At 66.8% G+C, this 17,886-nt stretch carries 17 protein-coding genes; 13 read left to right on the plus strand and 4 right to left on the minus strand.

Annotated elements, in window-relative coordinates; translation table 11 throughout:
• Positions 1–11: 11 nt before the first annotated feature.
• The 8 genes from ACZ50Z_RS07505 to ACZ50Z_RS07540 all read left to right on the plus strand — a co-directional run bounded on the left by ACZ50Z_RS07505 (position 12) and on the right by ACZ50Z_RS07540 (position 8,804).
• Positions 12–1,421 (plus strand): fatty acid desaturase family protein, encoded by a 1,410-nt coding sequence (locus tag ACZ50Z_RS07505; protein WP_464482975.1) that lies wholly within the window; start codon positions 12–14, stop codon positions 1,419–1,421.
• Positions 1,422–1,485: 64 nt separating this feature from the next.
• The gene (locus ACZ50Z_RS07510; protein ID WP_464482976.1) at positions 1,486–2,763 is read left to right on the plus strand and encodes a molybdopterin-dependent oxidoreductase; all 1,278 of its coding nucleotides are present in this window, start codon (positions 1,486–1,488) and stop codon (positions 2,761–2,763) included.
• Positions 2,756–3,286, plus strand: coding sequence for a hypothetical protein (locus tag ACZ50Z_RS07515; protein ID WP_464486129.1), 531 nt, complete (start codon positions 2,756–2,758; stop codon positions 3,284–3,286). The genes ACZ50Z_RS07510 and ACZ50Z_RS07515 overlap by 8 nt, the downstream gene beginning before the upstream one ends.
• Positions 3,287–3,737: 451 nt before the next feature.
• Entirely contained in the window at positions 3,738–5,351 is a 1,614-nt protein-coding gene (locus ACZ50Z_RS07520) for a class I adenylate-forming enzyme family protein (protein ID WP_464482977.1), read from the plus strand.
• The gene (locus ACZ50Z_RS07525) at positions 5,338–6,111 is read left to right on the plus strand and encodes a class II aldolase/adducin family protein (protein WP_464482978.1); all 774 of its coding nucleotides are present in this window, start codon (positions 5,338–5,340) and stop codon (positions 6,109–6,111) included. Before ACZ50Z_RS07520 ends, ACZ50Z_RS07525 begins: the two co-directional genes overlap by 14 nt.
• Positions 6,112–6,141: 30 nt before the next feature.
• A complete protein-coding gene (locus ACZ50Z_RS07530; protein WP_464482979.1) occupies positions 6,142–7,410 on the plus strand; it encodes an amidohydrolase family protein in 1,269 nt (422 codons plus the stop codon).
• A 105-nt stretch (positions 7,411–7,515) separates the two neighbouring features.
• On the plus strand, positions 7,516–7,986 hold the full coding sequence (locus ACZ50Z_RS07535) for a GbsR/MarR family transcriptional regulator (protein WP_464482980.1): 471 nt from the start codon (positions 7,516–7,518) through the stop codon (positions 7,984–7,986).
• Positions 7,983–8,804 carry a class I SAM-dependent methyltransferase gene (locus ACZ50Z_RS07540; protein ID WP_464482981.1) on the plus strand — a complete coding sequence of 274 codons (822 nt, stop codon included), beginning with the start codon at positions 7,983–7,985 and terminating at the stop codon, positions 8,802–8,804. The genes ACZ50Z_RS07535 and ACZ50Z_RS07540 overlap by 4 nt, the downstream gene beginning before the upstream one ends.
• A 4-nt stretch (positions 8,805–8,808) precedes the next feature.
• On the opposite strand, the gene ACZ50Z_RS07545 is transcribed toward ACZ50Z_RS07540, so the two are convergent.
• Positions 8,809–9,834: an NAD(P)H-dependent flavin oxidoreductase gene (locus ACZ50Z_RS07545; protein ID WP_464482982.1), complete on the minus strand. Its 1,026-nt coding sequence runs from the start codon at positions 9,832–9,834 to the stop codon at positions 8,809–8,811.
• A gap of 85 nt (positions 9,835–9,919) precedes the next feature.
• Between ACZ50Z_RS07545 and ACZ50Z_RS07550 the strand changes: the two genes are divergently transcribed.
• Positions 9,920–11,521 carry an arylsulfatase gene (locus tag ACZ50Z_RS07550; RefSeq protein ID WP_464482983.1) on the plus strand — a complete coding sequence of 534 codons (1,602 nt, stop codon included), beginning with the start codon at positions 9,920–9,922 and terminating at the stop codon, positions 11,519–11,521.
• Here the strand turns inward: ACZ50Z_RS07550 and ACZ50Z_RS07555 are convergent.
• From ACZ50Z_RS07555 to ACZ50Z_RS07565, 3 genes are all read right to left on the minus strand, one after another.
• The gene (locus ACZ50Z_RS07555; protein ID WP_464482984.1) at positions 11,518–12,192 is read right to left on the minus strand and encodes a class I SAM-dependent methyltransferase; all 675 of its coding nucleotides are present in this window, start codon (positions 12,190–12,192) and stop codon (positions 11,518–11,520) included. The genes ACZ50Z_RS07550 and ACZ50Z_RS07555 overlap by 4 nt on opposite strands.
• A gap of 68 nt (positions 12,193–12,260) precedes the next feature.
• Positions 12,261–13,100 (minus strand): sugar phosphate isomerase/epimerase family protein, encoded by an 840-nt coding sequence (locus ACZ50Z_RS07560; RefSeq protein WP_464482985.1) that lies wholly within the window; start codon positions 13,098–13,100, stop codon positions 12,261–12,263.
• The gene (locus ACZ50Z_RS07565; RefSeq protein ID WP_464482986.1) at positions 13,097–13,699 is read right to left on the minus strand and encodes a SecDF P1 head subdomain-containing protein; all 603 of its coding nucleotides are present in this window, start codon (positions 13,697–13,699) and stop codon (positions 13,097–13,099) included. Before ACZ50Z_RS07565 ends, ACZ50Z_RS07560 begins: the two co-directional genes overlap by 4 nt.
• A 188-nt stretch (positions 13,700–13,887) precedes the next feature.
• Here ACZ50Z_RS07565 and ACZ50Z_RS07570 point away from each other — a divergent pair, with 188 nt between their 5' ends.
• The 4 genes from ACZ50Z_RS07570 (at position 13,888) to ACZ50Z_RS07585 (ending at position 17,875) form a co-directional block, all read left to right on the plus strand.
• Positions 13,888–14,571, plus strand: coding sequence for a TetR/AcrR family transcriptional regulator (locus ACZ50Z_RS07570; RefSeq protein WP_464482987.1), 684 nt, complete (start codon positions 13,888–13,890; stop codon positions 14,569–14,571).
• Positions 14,572–14,821: 250 nt separating this feature from the next.
• A complete protein-coding gene (locus tag ACZ50Z_RS07575) occupies positions 14,822–16,027 on the plus strand; it encodes a cytochrome P450 (RefSeq protein WP_464482988.1) in 1,206 nt (401 codons plus the stop codon).
• A gap of 8 nt (positions 16,028–16,035) precedes the next feature.
• Positions 16,036–16,872: a mycofactocin-coupled SDR family oxidoreductase gene (locus ACZ50Z_RS07580; protein WP_464486130.1), complete on the plus strand. Its 837-nt coding sequence runs from the start codon at positions 16,036–16,038 to the stop codon at positions 16,870–16,872.
• A 34-nt stretch (positions 16,873–16,906) separates the two neighbouring features.
• Positions 16,907–17,875: an enoyl-CoA hydratase/isomerase family protein gene (locus ACZ50Z_RS07585; RefSeq protein WP_464482989.1), complete on the plus strand. Its 969-nt coding sequence runs from the start codon at positions 16,907–16,909 to the stop codon at positions 17,873–17,875.
• Positions 17,876–17,886 lie beyond the last annotated feature (11 nt).

A 17,886-nucleotide genomic window follows, 5' to 3' on the forward strand; every position in this document is an offset into this window, starting at 1 on the left:
AGGAGCGGCCAATGACCAGTGCCGTGAAGAAATCCAGGGGAGAAAGCCCGCTGAGCCGGCTCAGCGAGCAGGAAATCGAAAAGCTCGCCAAAGAGCTGGACGCGATTCATGACGAGGTCTTCGCCGACCTGGGGGACCGGGACCGTCGGTACATCAAGACCGTCATCTCGGCGCAGCGGCAGATCGTGGTCGTCGGCCGGGTGCTTCTGCTGGCCTCGAGGTCGAAGACCGCGTGGGTGCTGGGCACCGCCTGCCTCGGCATGGCCAAGATCTTGGAGAACATGGAGATCGGCCACAACGTGATGCACGGGCAATGGGATTGGATGAACGATCCCGATATCCATTCCTCGGTGTGGGACTGGGATACCGCGTCGACCGCGGAATCCTGGAAGCACTCCCATAACTACATCCACCACACGTACACGAATATCCTCGGCAAGGATAAGGACCTCGGCTACGAACTCCTGCGGATCGACCCCGCGCAGAAGTGGGTGCCGCGCTACCTGTTTCAGCCGATCTCCAACGTGCTGCTGATGCTCCTGTTCGAGTGGGGCGTGGCCATTCACGACATGGACATCGACGCGATTCGCAAACGCGAGAAGCCGTGGTCGGAGGTGCGCAAGGACCTCAAGGGCATCAGCGGCAAGGCGCGCGCGCAGATCATCAAGGACTACCTCGGTTGGCCGTTGATCAGCGCCGGTGCATTCGCCCTGGCCCAGCTGGCGTTGGGCGGCAGGCTCGAGCAGCCGGCGCGGTCTCGCCTGGGCAAGCGGATGCGCAAGGTGTCGAAAAAGGGTCGCATCGCGGCGCTCGCCGGTTTCCTCGACAAGACCGCGCCCGGCGTGGAAAGCACCTACCTGCGCACCCTGGGCGCCGACGCCGTCGCCAACCTGATCCGCAACGTGTGGTCGAACGCCATCATCTTCTGCGGCCACTTTCCGGACCAGGCTTACAGCTTCACGCAGGAGGAGGTCGAGGACGAGACCCGCGGCGGTTGGTATGTGCGCCAGTTGCTGGGCGCCGCCAACATCGAGGGCAGTCCGCTGTTCCACATCATCAGCGGCAACCTGGGCTACCAGGTCGAGCACCACCTCTACCCCGACATGCCCAGCAGCCGATACTCGGAGATCGCGCCGAAGGTCAAGGACATCTGCGAGCGCTACGAATTGCCTTACAACTCCGGCCCGTTCGGTAAGCAGTGGCTGATGGTGCAGCGCAGCATCCTGCGGTTGGCATTTCCCGGTGGCAAGGCCCGCCCCAAGCCGGGCCCGTACCACGATCCGGGCGGCCGGTCCGGTCCCGCCCGGCCCAGCGAAGGCACCCGGTTCAGGGAGCGGGTCCCCGCCGAACACCCGGCCGCCGGTCCCGAACACGAGGCCACCGGCGTCGAGGTGCAGCCGCCACCGCGCGGCGAAGACTGACGGCATCAACTGCGACGATCATCGAAATGAACCACGATCGCCGGCCCCTCGTGAATGATGATCGATGGTGCATATCATCCGGACCGCCAGCGCCTTTCCCGCGCGGCTGTGGCGCAGCCCGCTGCGCGGTCCCTGGCTGACGTCAGTATTCGCCTCGGTGCTGTTGGTGACGCTGCCGATCGTCATCCTCACCGGCTTGCTGTCCTACATCGCCTACGGGCCGCGATTCGGCCAGGCCATCCCCGCCGACGTCGGCTGGTTGAAGCTGCCGACCTTCGACTGGCCCACCCACCCGTCCTGGCTGTACCGGCTGACCCAGGGACTCCACGTCGGACTCGGGCTGGTCCTCATCCCCGTGGTGCTCGCCAAGCTGTGGTCGGTGATACCGAGGCTATTCGTGGTGCCGCCCGCGCGGTCGATTGCCCAACTGCTGGAACGGCTTTCGCTGCTGATGCTGGTCGGGGGCATCCTGTTCGAGATCGTCACCGGAGTGCTGAACATCCAGTACGACTACATCTTCGGGTTCAGCTTCTACACCGCCCACTATTTCGGCGCGTGGGTCTTCATCACCGGATTCGTCATGCACGTGGCGATCAAGGCCCGTCGCATGTGGTCGGGCCTGCGCTCGATGTCCCTGCGCGACGTGCTGGGCACCGCCCGCGCGGACACCAAGCCGCAGCCCTGGCAGCCCGACGGGCTGGTGGCCGCCGACCCCGGCCCCGCGACGATGAGCCGGCGCGGCGCGCTAGCGCTGGTGGGCGGCGGTGCGTTGTTTCTCGCGATCATCACCGCGGGTCAAACCGTCGGCGGCTACACCCGGCCGGCCGCTTTACTCCTGCCGCGCGGGCGCGGCCGCGGGAAGGGGCCCACCGACTTCCAGGTCAACCGGACCGCGAAGGCCGCAGGCATTTCGCCCGAGGACACCGCCGACCGATGGCGGCTGACGCTGAGCGGCGGGCCCCGGCCGGTGTCCGTGGACCGCGCCGCGCTGCTCGCGATGCCGCAACACACGGCCGTGCTGCCGATCGCCTGCGTGGAGGGCTGGTCGACCACCCAATCCTGGAGCGGGGTGCGGCTGGCGGACCTGGCGCGGCTGGCCGGTGTGGCCGCACCGGACTCGGCGCGGGTGTCGTCGTTGGAACGCGCCGGTGCCTTCGCCGGCGCCACCCTGCAGGGCAGCCAGGTGATGCACCCGGACGCGCTGCTGGCACTGCGCGTGAACGGCAGCGATCTGTCGCCGGATCACGGCTTCCCCGCGCGCATCATCGTGCCCGCGCTGCCGGGCGTCCACAACACGAAATGGGTGGCCGCCGTTGACTTCCGGACGGCCGCACGTGCGTAACGCGTTCGCTCGGCTCTATGGATCCCGCCCGCTGCACCTGCTGACGATGATCGCCGGATTCGCGCTGCTTGGCTACGTGGTCGCCACCGTGAAACCCGCCACGTTGTGGAACGCCGGGGTGTGGTGGCAGTCGATCGTCGTGTGGTTCGCCGCGGCCGTCGTCGCCCACGACCTGGTGCTGTTCCCGGTCTACGCGTGCCTCGACAGGCTACTGTCCCGCCGGCCGTGGCGCGCTGCTCCCCATGTTCCCGTCCTCAATCACCTCCGGGTGCCCGCGCTGGGCGCGGGCCTGACCCTGTTGGTGTTCCTTCCCGGCATCATCGAACAGGGCGGCGCCACTTACCGGGCGGCGACCGGCCAGACCCAGGACCCATTCCTGGCTCGGTGGCTGCTGTTGACCGCGGCGATGTTCACGGTCAGCGCCGGAATCTATGCCCTCCGGACGGCGATGGCGCGGCGGCGGACGCGAGCGCGGGAAATAGCGCCTCGGACAACGAATCAGTTGCCCGGCGATGGGCCTTAAAGGTTTCTTTGTGACTCCTGGCAGTGTCCTACCGGGCCCGCGCGGGTCCTGTTGATTCCAGCGGGACTAACTAAACTCGCGCCATGTGGGGAGCTATAGCGAAAGGACAGCAGCCGCGTTCTGCGTGGGGGTAGCCGCGTTTGTCTTCGCGCTGGGTTCCTCGCCTGGCGGCACGACGGGACCCACGACCTCAACCGCTTTGTCCATGACCCCCGTATCCGTGTCGCATAGCGGCTCGGTGGGCGCACTGCCCGTGCAACCCACCGGCGGAGACGGATGCATCATCGGCCTCAATTGCGGGTGCCTGCGCAATTGCCACAAGTCGCATCCCCGCCCTCCGAATGTTCCCGCCAAAACGCAACGCTCCACTCCCGCGCCGGGGAATCCCTAGCCTGCTGATTCTCGACGGGAGTGCGACCACGGCGCGCGTCGCTTTCCTATCATTGATCGAATGAGCGCCGACGGGCTGGATATCGAGTCGTCGCCGGCATTCTCCGAGCAGGACCCGGCCCGGTTTCGCGCCGCGGGCTGGTGGTCCGATACGACGCTGTCGGACGCGGTGTGTAGCAACGCCGCACAGACGCCGGACCGTCCCGCCTACGTCGACCATGCCAGAGTATCGCTGACATGGCGCGAATTCGACGCCGCCGCAACGCGTTTGGCCCAGACCCTGGCCGGTGTCGGCGTGGCCCGCGGGGATCGGGTCGCGGTATGGCACGGTGACTCCGCCGCCATCCACGCCCTGTTCGTCGCGATCGAACGTTGCGGGGCGGTGGTCGTCGGCGTCGGCGCGCGGGCCGGCACCCGCGAGGCGACCGCGATCCTGCGCACCGCCCAGCCGAAGGCCCTGATCAGCGACGAAACCCACCGCGAGGCCGCGGCGGGCGTCGCCGACGGACTCGGGGTGCCCGCGCTGCTGCTGAGCGGGAACCTTCGCCTCGACGTCGACGCCGAACCCAGGGCGCTCGCGGCCGCGTCCCGGCTCGGTCCCGACGACGTTTTCCTGATCAATTCCACCTCCGGGACCACCGGGCTGCCCAAGTGCGTCGTGCACACCCAGAACCGTTGGTATTTCTTTCATCAGAAGGCCGTCGCCAACGGGCTGCTGACGCCGGACGACGTATTCCTGCCGGTGATACCCACGCCGTTCGGGTTCGGGCTGTGGACCAGTCACACCACCCCGATCTACCTCGGCGCCACCGCGGTGCTCTTGGACCGGTTCGCCACCAAGGCCACGTGCGAGGCGATCGCCCGACACAAGGTCAGCGTATTATGTTGTGTCAGCACGCAATTGACGATGTTGATGGCGGACCCGGCCAGTCGCGAACACGACCTGAGCTCGCTGCGCGTCGTCTACACCGGCGGGGAGGCGTTGCCGTATCGGCCGGCGGCCGAATTCGAGGAACTCACCGGCGCCACGATCCTGCAGTTCTTCGGCTCGAACGAAACGGGGATGCTCAGCGCGACCACCGTCGACGACCCGCGCGAACGCAGGCTCCGCACCGGGGGCCGCATCATCCCGGAGATGTCGGTCCGGCTCTTCGACGGGGACCGCGACGTCACCGGTACCGGGCGGGGCCAGCCCGCGTGCCGGGGCCCGGCGACCAGCCTCGGTTACCTCGGCGGCGCCGACCACGACAAGCTGTTCACCCGCGACGGGTGGATGCGCATGGGCGACATCTGCGAAATCGACGCCGACGGCTATCTGCGGGTCACCGGGCGCACCTCCGATTTCATCGTGCGTGGCGGAAAGAACATCAGCGCGAGCCAGGTCGAAGACGCCGTCACCACCCATCCGGCCATCGCGGTGGCGGCGGCGGTCGCCATGCCCGATCCGGTGTTCGGCGAAAAGGTCTGCCTCTACGCCGAACTCACCGACGGCGCCGGCCTCGATCTCCCCGAGCTCGTCGAACACCTGCTGGCGCTGGGCGTTTCCAAGGAATTGCTGCCCGAACGGCTCATCATTCTCGACGAATTGCCCCGGTCGTCGGGCGGAAAGATAGCCAAAGGCCGACTTCGCGAGGATATTGGAGCCAGGATGGAGGCTGGTCATGAACGCACCTGACGCACGCCGCGGCGGGCTGGAAGTCTGGGCGCCGTCGGTGGTTCCGCCGATCGGCGTCGAGCTCTCTTACGAGCAGGCGCTTGCCGTCGCGTTCCGTCACCTCGCCGGGATCGGGTTCGCCGAGAACATGGCCGGACACATCACCTGGCAGCTCGACGGCCAGACGGACATGTTCGTCAATCCCTGGGGTCTGTGGTGGCAGGAGATCACCGCCTCCGACATCTGCGTGGTGGATGTCGATGCGCGCGTGGTCAACGGTCGCTGGGACGTCACCCCGGCCATCCACATCCACACCGAACTGCACCGCGTCCGCGACGACGCCCGCGTGGTCATCCACAACCACCCGTATTACGTGTGCGTGCTCGCCGCGCTGGGCAGGCTGCCGGAATTGGTGCACCAAACCGGAGCGCTGTTTCTCGACGACCTGTGCCTGGTCGAGACCTACGACGGCGAAATCGACAGCCCCACACGGGCCGCGGATCTCGCGGCCCGCATCGGTGGGGCCAACCTGACCATTCTGGCCAACCACGGCGTCATCGCGACCGGCCGCAACCTGTCCGAAGCCGTGTATCGCGCGGCCTCGATCGAACGAGTCTGCAAGCTGGCCTACGACGTCATGCTCACCGGCAAGGAGCCGGTGGCCATGCAGTGGTCGGACATGGCCGGCATGCAACGCTCGCTGATCGAACGGGCCGCCGACGTGTACTGGGCCGGCGCGGCACGCATGACGATCAAGGCCGATCCCGATGTGCTCACCTAACGCCCTCGGGCCACCTCACGGGAGTGACGCGTGAAATCGATCGACGAACTGGCCACCGACTTGGCGTTCACCACGGCGAAGACCGGCGCCGAGCGTTCGGTCACCTTGTTGCCCGACCCACCCAAGGCGCAACGCCGCTATACCGTGATCTCGGTCGACGACCACATCGTCGAACCCCCGGACACGTTCACCGGCCGCCTGCCCCGAAAATTCGCCGACCGCGCGCCCAAGGTCGTCGACACCGACACCGGGGGACAAACCTGGGTGTACGACGGCCGAGAGCTGCCCAACGTCGGCTTCAACGCCGTGGTCGGGCGGCCGGTGGCGGAGTACGGCTTCGAGCCCGTCCGGTTCGACGAGATGCGCAGGGGCGCATGGGATATCCACGAGCGCGTCAAGGACATGGACCTCAACGGGATCTACGCCTCGCTCAACTTCCCCTCGTTTCTGCCGGGCTTCGCCGGACAGCGGCTACAGCAGGTAACCGCCGATCGCGACCTGGCGCTGGCCTCCGTCCGGGCGTGGAACGACTGGCATTTCGAGGTCTGGGCGGGCTCGTACCCCGACCGCATCATCGGATGCCAATTGCCCTGGCTGCTCGATCCCGAGCTCGGCGCGGCGATGATCTACGAGAACGCCGAGCGCGGCTTCCACGCCGTGACGTTCAGCGAGAACCCGGCGATGCTCGGCCTGCCGAGCATCCACACCGACCACTGGGATCCGATGATGGCCGCGTGCGCCGAGACCGGCACGGTGGTGAACCTGCACATCGGTTCGTCCGGCTCGTCGCCGTCCACCACCGCGGACGCACCCCCCGACGTGCAAGGCGTGCTGTTCTTCGCCTATGCCATCTCCGCGGCCGTCGACTGGTTGTACTCGGGACTGCCCAGCAGGTTCCCCGATCTCAAGATCTGTCTGTCCGAGGGCGGAATCGGTTGGGTGGCAGGGCTGCTCGACCGGCTCGACCACATGCTCAGCTATCACGCGATGTATGGCACCTGGCAAGCGCTCGGTGAGCGACTGACCCCCGCGGAGGTGTTGACCCGCAATTTCTGGTTCTGCGCGGTCGAGGACAAGTCGTCGTTCGTGCAGCGCGACCGGATCGGTGTCGAGAACATCATGCTGGAGGCCGACTACCCGCACTGCGACTCGACGTGGCCGCACACCCAACAAACCATCCACGAACAGATCGGCGACCTGCCGCCCGACGTCATCCGTAAATTCACCTGGGAGAACGCATCCCGCTTGTATCGGCACCCGGTGCCGGTCGCGGTGCAGCAGGATCCCGAGGCGTTCTGACTCGGACCGTATCGGTCCGAACCCTGAGTTCCCGGCGGGGTTCCGTGCGCGGGCCGCTTGGTGTACGTTACGTTTAGTATGTACTGAACGATCTGATGGAGTCGCATGTCGCCGGAAGAGGCCGAGTTCGTCGACCGCCTCGGGCTGTTCTTCGAGCTGCTGGGGGCAACCCGCACCATGGGCCGGCTCTACGGGTGGCTGTTGATCTGCGATCCGCCGCAGCAGTCGCTGACCGCGCTGGCCGCCGCGTTATCCGTGAGCAAGGCGTCGGTCAGCACCGTTGCCCGCCAACTGCTGGAGGGCGGCATGGTGGAGCGGTTGCCGAGCCCGAATCGCCAGCACCTCTACCGGGTCACGCCGGGCGGGTTCACCAGCGTGCTGGAAACCCAGTTGTCGCTGATGCGGCGGGGGATCGAACCCGCCGAATTCGCGCTGTCCGTGCTGGGAGACGACCGCGCCGAACAACGGCAACGTGTCGAGGACTTCCGCGATTTCTGCGAGTTCTGCACGCAGGCCTACCGCGACCAGCTCATGGAAATGTGGACGGAATACCGCGCGAAAAGGAAGCAGCGATGACCGCAACGGACAAAGTCGACTTCACCTCCGTCGCCTGGGGCTCGGTGGAATGGACGAACCTCGTCACGTTGTATCTGCGCGCGTGTGAAAGTCGTTCGAAGCAGCCGGTTTTGGGGGACAGGGTAGCCGCGGACGCGGTGGACCGGATCAGCTACGACTTCCAGCGCATGCGGCGGAGCACGTTGCCCGCCTCGAACCAGTACCTGGTCGCCTTGCGCGCCAGGAAATTCGACGACTGGAGCGCCGATTTCCTCGCCCGTCATCCCGAAGCCGTTGTCCTGCACCTGGGTTGCGGTCTTGACGGTCGAGCCTTCCGGCTCGACGTACCGCCGGGGGTCTCGTGGTTCGACGTCGATCAGCCCAGCGTCATCGGGCTGCGGCGGCAGCTCTACGACGATACCGAGCGCTACCGGATGGTCGGCTCGTCGGTGACCGAACTGCAGTGGCTGGACGAAGTCCCCACCGGGCGTCCCACCCTGGTGGTGGCCGAGGGCCTGCTGATGTATCTGCACGAAGAGGAAGTCCGTCGCCTGCTGCAGCGTCTGATCGACCGATTCCCCGGTGGCGAAATGCATTTCGATACGCTCTCGGCCCTGGCGCCGCTGCTGTCCAAGGTCTTCACCAGGGGCATCATCACCTGGGGCATTCGGGATGCGCGCAGGATGGCGGCCTGGCATCCCCGGCTGCGGTTCCTAGAGCAGACGCCCGCGCTGGCCGGCTACGAGCACATCCCGTCGAGCATGGTGCGGTTGCTCTATCACGTCACGTGGGTGAGCGGCGGGCGCGGCTACGACGTCCTCAACCGCTTCGCATACTGAACTGTCACAGGTCGGATGCCAGCCGGCGCAGAATGTCGGTCGCGGGTTCGGCGGTGGCGTGCCGAAAGCCGGTGCCCGCCCACAGGTGTACGTAGTCCGGCCTCCCCGCCGCCGCGGCCGCCTTGCGCAGCGGGCTGGTCAGGTGGTGGATGGCGGGATAACCCATTGGCGCCTCGGCTTCGTGGGCGTCGATGAACGCGTTGCGCAGGCCCCGGGCCGGGCGGCCGGTGAAGGCCCGGGTCAGCACCGTCTCGGTGTACGCGGGATCGGCCAGTGCCGCCTGATGAGTGGCCGACGCGCCGCTTTCGGTGGCGCGCAGCAGCACGGTCCCGACGGCGGCCGCGGCCGCCCCCGCCCGGATCACCTCGGCCACCGCGGCAGGCGTGGCAATCCCGCCGGTGGCCAGCACCGGCAGGGGAACCGTCGCCACGACCTGCCTGACGAGGTCGACAATCCCGACGGGCGCCACAGGTCGCAACGGCGACAGGGTGCCCGAATGCCCGCCGGCGTCCGCCGCCTGCACGGCGAGCATGTCGACCCCGGCATCGCGCGCCTGCGCCGCCTCCTCGGCCGTGGTGACCGTCTGGACCACCACGCTCTTGGCCCGTTGCAACGCCGCGATCACGTCGCGCGGTGGGATTCCGAACGTGAAGGACACCATCGGAACCGGGTCGTCGAGCAGTAATTCGATCTTCTCGTCGAATCTGTCGTTGTCCTCGATCGGCTCGGCCGGCAGCGTCAGGCCGAACTGGTCGGCCTCGGCCTGAATGATCGAGGCGTAGGACCGGTAGCGCTGCAAGTCGACCGGCACGGGGTTCGGGGCGAACACGTTGACCCCGAATGGGATCCCTTCGGCGCGAACGGCTTTGATCTCGGCTTCGAGGGCCTCCACGGTTTTGTAGCCGGCGGCCAGCATGCCCAGGGCGCCCGCACGGGCGGCGGCCGACACCATGGCCGGCGTGGTCGGTCCCCCCGACATGGGGGCCGCAACCAGCGGAATGGACATCCCGAACTGCGCCAACGTCTCCATGCCTCGACAATATCGGCGGATATCGGCGGTGCGACAGGTGCGCCAGCATTCCACCCCGCCCGTCGACCTGGCAGGATGCTTGAGCGTGAAGCGCCCCAACTTCCTCGTGATCGTTGCAGACGACCTCGGGTTTTCCGACCTCGGTGCATTTGGCGGCGAGATCGAAACCCCCAACCTCGATCGGCTGGCCTACGCCGGGATCCGGCTCACCGATTTCCATTCGGCGCCGGCCTGCTCGCCGACCCGGGCGATGCTGTTGACCGGAACCGACCATCACATCGCCGGCATCGGCACCATGCTCGAGGTCGCGTCCCCGGAGTTCCGCGGCGCGCCCGGCTACGAGGGCTACCTGAACGACCGGGTGGCGGCGTTGCCCGAACTCCTGCGCGACGCCGGATATTTGACGCTGATGTCGGGCAAATGGCACCTGGGCGCCACCATCGAGAGGTCGCCGTGGGCGCGTGGTTTCGAGCGTTCGTTCGCGCTGCTGCCCGCCGGCGCCAGCCACTACGGGGGTGCGGGGGCGCGCGGGTTTTCGCCCGTGCCAACGCTTTACACCGAGGACGACCAATTCGTCACCGTCGACGACGACTTCTACTCGTCGGACTCCTACACCGACACCTTGCTGCGGTACCTGGGCGAGCGCGCGCCCGACGACGACCGCCCCTTCTTCGCCTACCTGCCGTTCCAGGCGCCGCACTGGCCCCTGCAGGCGCCCGACGAATCCGTCGCCAAATACCGCGGCCGCTACGACGAGGGACCGGACGCGCTGCGCGAGGAGCGGTTGGCCGCCCTCAAGCGGCTCGGCCTGTGCCCACCCGACGTCACCGCGCACCCGGTGGTGGCCGACGGGGCGCCGGAGTGGGCCGACATGACCGACGAGGAGCGCGCGCGCTCGGCCCGCAGCATGGAGGTCTACGCCGGGATGGTGGACCGGATGGACCACAACGTCGGCCGGGTGATCGACTACCTGTCGGCCAGCGGCGAACTCGACGACACCGTGGTCATCTTCCTGTCCGACAACGGCGCCGAGGGCGCGATCGTGGAGGCGATGCCGCTGCGGGGCGCCGAGATCGCCGCGCAGATCGAAAAGCATTGCGACAACAGCCTCGACAACCTCGGCCGGCCCACCTCCTTCATCTGGTACGGGCCGCGCTGGGCGCAAGCCGCGACCGCGCCGTCGCGGCTGCACAAGGCGTTCACCACCCAGGGCGGCATCCGGGTGACGGGCTTCATGACGTGGCCGGGCTTCGCCCGGCAACAGCAGATCGGCACGGCGTTCAGCACCGTCATGGACATAGCGCCCACCGTGCTGGAGCTGGCCGGCGCGGCACATCCGGGCACGTCCTACCGCGGTCGCGAGGTGGCGCCCATGCGCGGCCGTTCCCTGGTGGAGTATCTGAACGGCGACGCGGAGAGCGTGCACGACGCAGACACCGGTACCGGTTGGGAGCTGTTCGGCCGACGCGCCATCCGGCAGGGCGACTGGAAGGCGTTGCACCTGCCCGCGCCGTACGGCCCGGGCCGTTGGCAGCTCTACGATTTGGCGTCCGACCCCGGCGAGGTCGACGACCTGGCCACGTCGCATCCCGACAAGCTCGCCGAGCTGGTGGCGCTGTGGGATCGCTACGTCGAGGAAACCGGCGTGATCCTCGACCCGGTGTCCGTCTTCGACACCGAGCTCTAGGTGGCGGCGGGGCTGGGTCGGACGGCCTCGAACAACTCGACTGAACCGCTGTGGCGTGCGGCCACGACGTCGAGTCCCGCATCCCTGAGCCAGCGCTCCACGTCACCGGCCTGGGGCGTATTCCCAAAAAAGCCGGCCGCCTGCAGCGCCGTCACAAAACGATCTTGGCGCCAGCCGCGGCCGCGCACACACGTGCTGCCGCGAAGAACTCCACCCGGCTTCATCACGCGGGCAAGCTCGACGACCGCGGCGTGCGGGTCCGGAAGACAATGCAGACCGTTGAAGGTCAAGATCAGGTCAAAGGTGTTGTCCTGGAAGGGCAAATCCGTGACATCAGCTTCGGTGAACTCCATCAGGGCCGCCACGCCCAACTGAGCTGCCCGGCTGCGCGCGCGCCCGAGCATGTCCGGGGAAATGTCAGCGGCCACGTAGTGGCAGTCCTGGCCGGGGCGCAAGCCGCGGAAGGCAAAGCCCCCACCGCACGGGATGTCAAGTACATGGGCGCCGGGGGGAGCATCAGCGACGCGCTCAACCACCGCCAACAGATCGGGTAACGCCAATCCCCACAACGCTTTTGCGCCCACCGCAGCGATACCGTCATTCATCGCCGCCGTGTTATATAGCGCCGATGCCACCCGAGCGGCCCGCCAGCGGTCCGTTACCTGCCCCATACGCCGACTCTAAACTGCGGAACGCTCCGGCGACAGGGTTGTCCGTGCGTTGTGCGCGTTGCGCTGGGTTATCCGGCCGGAACGTCGGCCAGGAGCCGGCGCGCCGCCTCGACGCAGGGGCGCAGGCGCTCGATCGGGCTCGCCCCAGCCAGCGCCAACGACCTTCGAGGGACTTCGATCTCGATGACTGTGTCACCGGGAAGCGCCGACAAGATGTCGCGCAGCGGCAGTTCCCCCTCGCCGGGGACCATGCGCTCGAACATGGCCTCCTCCATGTAGGTGTTGTCGATGCGCGGCCGCAGCGTCGTGTCGTTGAGTTGGGCATAGCCGATGCGCTCGGGATCGACGGCGGCCAGTTCGGCGGCCCCGGCGCCGGAGCGCACCAGGTGCATCGTGTCGATCAGCAGCCGGAATTCGCTTCGCCCGACGTACTCCGTGGCGGCCAGGCCGGCCGCCAGGTCGCCGATGGTCAGGCCGGGCACCGGTTCGACGACGGTACCGATGCCGCGCTGGGCGGCAAACTCGGTCAGCGCCGCGAACTGGTCAAGGGTGCGCGCAAGGTCCGGCTCGAGGCTCACCGCGTTGATCCGGGGGACGCCGAGCGCGGCCAGCACGTCGAGGTCGGGTTGCAGCGCGTCCACGTCGGCCCCGGGCAGCACGAGGAATCCGTCGCCGAGCGAAATGGTGACGCCGCGATCATCCATCGCGGCGAGCAGATCCTTCCTGAGCGCGTCGTCCTTCAGCGAGAAGGGCGGGTAGCCCAGCGGCACCAGCGGCATCCCCTGAACGGCGACCGAGATGTGACGGCAGCCGAGCTGCGCTGCCAGATCCACGAATTCGATTGGAGGAAGACCGAATACGCTGAGCATGCCGAGGGCGAGGCGATCGAAACGCCCCGTCGCGGTCACGCGGGGCGACCCGCCAGCTGGGCCAATTGTGTTGCCCCGTCGGCCGTTTGGGTGGTGAACACGATCCGCCCGGAGGTGACCTGTTCCTCGATGATCGGCGCTTCCAGCACCAGGTTGTCCCGGATGAAGGCCACGTGGTCTTTCAGATGCGCGGCGGTGAACGACGCCCAGGCCGCCGTCGACGGCGGGTCGAGCACCAGGGTCACCTCGTAAAAATCCGCCGTCAGGGCCTTGGGCGGTTCCACGTGTATCAGCCCGAGCTGCAGGGCTTCCGGACCCAGCGTGTACACGTTGGCCCGGCCTGTGTCGCAGGTGTTGAGGACGTCGGTCGGGGCGACCGGAACGTCCGGACCCATGTCCGGGCACTTCGTGGCGGGCGTTGTCGGATGTGACTTCGTCACCGGCCGAACGGGCAGCGGCGCAATCTTCACGATCGGCGGCGGCGCGGGCGGCGGGGCGGAAGTGGTGGGCGCCTTGGTCGCCGTGCTGGGCGGCGCGGGCGGGTGTGCCTGGTGGCAGCCGCTGGTCAACGCGGCAAGTAGACCGATGGACCCAAGCCAGGCAACGGCATTGCACACGCGAACTCGACGGGGGCTCATCGAAACACACTCTACCCAGGTATTCGTCGGAACCTCGGAACTCTTGCACCGCAGTTTCTTTGGCGACGCGTGGTGCGAGCCCGCCGGGACGCGCCTACCGGGCCGCCGCCGATGCGTCGACGCGCTCCGCGGAAGCCATCCTTTACTGACACTACGAATATAGAGTAGGGTCTCCATCCTGAATAGCAATGGACAAACGACGAAAGCCTAATCCCGCCGAGCGCCGCCGCGATCTATGCGATGCGGCGATTCGGTTGTTGGCCGATGACGGGGCCAAAGGACTGAGCCATTTGAAGGTGGACCGCAAGGCGGGCGTACCGGACGGCACCACGTCCTTCTATTTCCGCACCCGGTCGGCGCTGCTGCGGGCCGTCGCGGAGCGCTCGGCCGAGCTCGACCTCGCCGAACTGCAAGCGATCGCGGACAGCTCCGACGCCGACGATGAGGCTGCCACACCCTCGAGGTTGTCGCAGGTCGTCATCCAGGCCGGCAGCGACCCGCAGCTGTACCGGACCAGGGCTCGATACGAGCTGACCATGCAGGCCACCCGCGACCCCGCGCTCGCCGCGATCCTGCAGCAGGCCACCGACGAGTTCACCAAGCTGCACCGGGAGATCCTCGTGCAGCTCATGCCGCACGGCGCGGACCTGGATCCGGCCGTCGTCGAGGATCTGAGCAACGTCACGCTGACGTTCATCAACGGCCTGCTGCAGCGGTTTGCCCATGGTGACCGGATCGTCGACAGCGCCGAACAGCTCGACGGCGTCTTGTCGGCGATCGCGGCCGGGATCTTGAGGAGTTCGGACAAGGGCCGGCTCACCCAGGCGGGCGGTCTGCGGGTGCTGCGCGGCGGGGCGGCGGGATCCCGATGAGCGCCCCGGCCGGATATGGCGCGCGGGCGTCTGGGCCTTGCCACGGCACCCGCAGTATGGTTCTCTACGAGAATAGAGTGAGCCCACGTTCATGCGCCGTTTTCAGCCGAAATTGTGCACATGCCAGAGCGACGCAATTAAGCGGAGTGTGTAAATTGCCCCGGACCGAATCCAGCGCTGCCACGCTGGCAGCGCGAGCCCTGGGGACGGTAATGCGGGTATCCAAAACTGCGGCGGTAGGAGGGGTTTCGTGACGGCGAGCACCGACAGCCATGTTCGTTTCGATCCATACGACGTCGGGCTGATCGCCGACCCGTATCCGATGTTCGCGCGGTTGCGCGAAGAGGCGCCGCTTTACTACAACGCCGAATTCGACTTCTACGCGGTGAGCCGCTACGCCGACGTCAGCAAGGCGCTCGTCGATCACGAGACGTACAGCTCGGCGCGCGGCGCGATCCTGGAGCTGATCAAGGCCAACCTCGAGATCCCGTCGGGCATGTTGATCTTCGAAGACCCGCCGATTCACGACGTGCACCGCAAACTGCTCTCGCGGATGTTCACCCCACGCAGGATCGCCGCGCTCGAGCCGATGATCCGCGATTTCTGCGCTGCGCTCCTCGATCCGCTGGTGGGCTCGGGACACTTCGACTTCGTCACCGACCTGGGCGCGCAAATGCCGATGAAGGTCATCAGCATGCTGCTCGGCATCCCCGAAAACGACCAGGAGTACATCCGCGACCGGGGCAACGCGCAGCTGCGCACGGAGGCCGGCAAGCCCATGGACGCGGCCCAGCACGGCCTGTCCGTGGGCGAGCAGTTCGAGGCGTACATCGACTGGCGCGCCGAGCATCCGTCCGACGACATCATGACCGAACTCCTCAACGTCGAGTTCGTCGACGAGACCGGCACGACCCGGCGGCTGTCCCGCGAAGAAATTCTCGTCTACCTCAATGTCGTCGCCGGCGCGGGCAACGAAACGACCACACGGCTGATCGGTTGGTCCGGAAAGGTTCTCGCCGAGCACCCCGACCAGCGCCGCGATCTCGTCGCGAACCCCGCACTCATCCCGCAGGCCATCGAAGAGCTGCTGCGTTACGAGCCGCCGGCCCCGCACGTGTCCCGGTATGTGACCCGCGACGTCACCGTGCACGACCAAACGGTGCCCGAAGGCAGCGTGATGATGATGCTCATCGGATCGGCATGCCGCGATGAGGCCCAATTCGGGCCCGACGCGGGCGAATTCAACATCCACCGTTCGGTCCGTCCGCACCTCACCTTCAGCATGGGCACGCACTTCTGCCTGGGCTCGGCGCTGGCGCGCCTGGAGGGCCGCGTCGCCCTGGAGGAGATTCTCAAGCGGTTCCCCGATTGGGAGGTCGATCTGAGCAAAGCCACCCTCAGCCCGACCTCCACGGTGCGGGGCTGGGAGTGCATGCCGGCGCTGGTGTCGCGATGACAAGTCGGGTGAATGGGCGGGTCGAAGGGAAGGTAGCTTTCATCAGCGGCGCTGCCCGCGGTCAGGGCCGCAGCCACGCCGTGCGCCTGGCGCAAGAGGGCGCCGACATCATCGCCATCGACGTCTGCGGGCCGATCGAGAACCTGGCGTATCCCCACTCGACACCGGAAGACCTCGACGAAACCGCCGATCTGGTCAAGGCTCTCGACCGCCGCATCGTGACCGCACAAGTCGACGTCCGCGACTACGACGCGCTGAAGGCCGCCGTGGACAGCGGGGTGGAGCAGCTCGGCCGACTCGACATCATCGTCGCCAACGCCGGCATCGGAACCTTCGGCAACAAGCTGCACAAGATCCGCGAGAACATCTGGCGGGACATGATCGACGTGAACCTCTCCGGCGTCTGGCATACCGTCAAAGCCGGTGTGCCACACCTCATCGCGGGTGGACGCGGCGGTTCCATCGTGTTGACCGGCTCTGTCGGATCGCATAAGGCCATGGCCCACACCGGCCACTACATCGCCGCAAAGCACGGGGTTATGGGGTTGATGCGGGCCTTCGCCGTCGAGCTGGGCGAGCACAGTATTCGGGTCAACTCGGTACACCCGAGCCAGGTCAACACCCCGATGACGATCAACGAGGTGACGTTCCGGTTGTTCCGGCCCGACCTGGAAAATCCCGGGCCGGACGATTTCGCGCCGTTCTCACAAATGATGCACATGTTGCCGGTACCGTGGGTGGAAGCGGTCGACATCAGCAATGCCGTCCTGTTCCTCGCCTCTGACGAATCTCGTTACATCACAGGCGTTTCGCTACCCGTCGACGCGGGCGCTTTGCTCAAGTAGGCGTTAACACAAATTCAACTGAAGGAAGAAGACTATGCCCGAATACGACTACGAAGAAATGAAGAAGGAAGCCGAGCAGTACATCAAGTTCGAGAAGGACAAGAAGAACCGCATCGCCTACATCACCTTCGACCGTCCCGACGCGCAGAACTCCACCACGCTGGGGATGCGGCAGAACTACGCCGACCTGATCCACAAGTGCAACGTCGATGACGACGTCAAGGTCGTCGTGATCCGCGGCGAGGGTGAGGATTTCGGCAGCGGCGGGGACCTGCCCGAGCAGCGTGGGATGCTGGAGAACCCGGGCATGCCGCTGTTGCACGAGCTCGCGATCAACGATGACGACGTCAAGTACCCGCCGGGCGGCTCCTACCGCTACCTTTCCACCGTCACCGATTTCTACGCCAAGGCCAAGGCGGGAAACCGTCCGCTGCAAGAACTTCGGAAGATCAGCATCATCGAGGCCAAGGGCTATTGCTACGGGTGGCATTTCTACCAGGCCGGCGACGCCGACCTGGTGATCTCCTCCGACGACGCCCTCTTCGGCCACCCGGCGTTCCGGTACGTGGGCTGGGGACCCCGGCTGTGGTGGTGGGCCGAGACGATGGGCCTGCGCAAGTTCTCCGAAATGCTGTTCACCGGAAGGCCGTTCAGTGCCAAGGAGATGTACGACTGCGGCTTCGTCAACAGCGTGGTGCCCCGCGACAAGCTGGAAGACGAGACCCTCAAGTACGCGCTGGCGTGCTCGAAGGCCCGCCCGACCGACACCGTCGCCGTCCAGAAGACCTTCCTCGAGCTCTACAAGCAGCACAAGGGTGAGTACTTCGGCAGCCTGCTGACCGGCATGGTCGAGGGCATGCTGCCGATGATCGCCAATGATGCGCAGGAGGTCGACCTGACCGCGGGCACCTTCGAGAAGGGCCTCAACAACGTGGTCAAGGACAACGACATGAACTTCCCGCCGGAGTGGCGGCTGAGCCGCTCCGGGCGCGCGAAGCCCTGACCGCATTGCGA

Source organism: Mycobacterium sp. NTMscope_MAC_269, assembly GCF_976985695.1.